1 protein-coding gene is annotated in these 523 nt (G+C 43.0%); it reads left to right on the forward strand.

Annotation, left to right across the window (positions count from 1 at the left end):
• The first annotated feature begins 149 nt into the window (after nucleotides 1-149).
• A complete protein-coding gene (locus ACSZPU_RS26250) occupies nucleotides 150-464 on the forward strand; it encodes a hypothetical protein (RefSeq protein WP_499004557.1) in 315 nt (104 codons plus the stop codon).
• Nucleotides 465-523 lie beyond the last annotated feature (59 nt).

The following is a 523-nucleotide window of genomic DNA, read 5'->3' on the forward strand; positions in this document are numbered from 1 at the left end:
CGTAGCGAGCCATAGTTCAATATGTTGTTGAAAAAGACAGTTACTATAACTCAGGTGATTAAGGGACACAGCCTAGGGTAGCTCCCGAATCCCCTCCCTACAGGGTTGACGCTGGCTTTTTGCTGTAGGGATTGTTTGTAGGGGACGATATGACAAAAGAAAAACTTGACCTCCCGGCTTATATACGGCGCATGCGAATTGTATCAGCAGAGCAGGTAGCCTTAGTTATGGCTGGCACACCTGAATATCGACACATTGAGGATATCCCTCGAAATCCTTATGAGATAACCCTCGCTAGAAACTATTTAGTAATTATTTTACAAGCTATCGAAAATGGTGAGGTTTCAACTAAAAGCTCGTGGCAGAATTATTCTGGCAATATCACAGGTGCAGAATTTTACGCAGAAGAAATATGGCCATGGGTAATGAAAGAGCTCTCAGACACAAGGGAAGGTGCGATTTAATCGTCAATTATGAGAACATAACCCTTTCTTTGACATAGACTTTTCACGATGCCCGCTCT

This window comes from Phytobacter sp. V69 (assembly GCF_965644215.1).
Taxonomy (GTDB): Bacteria; Pseudomonadota; Gammaproteobacteria; order Enterobacterales; family Enterobacteriaceae; genus Phytobacter.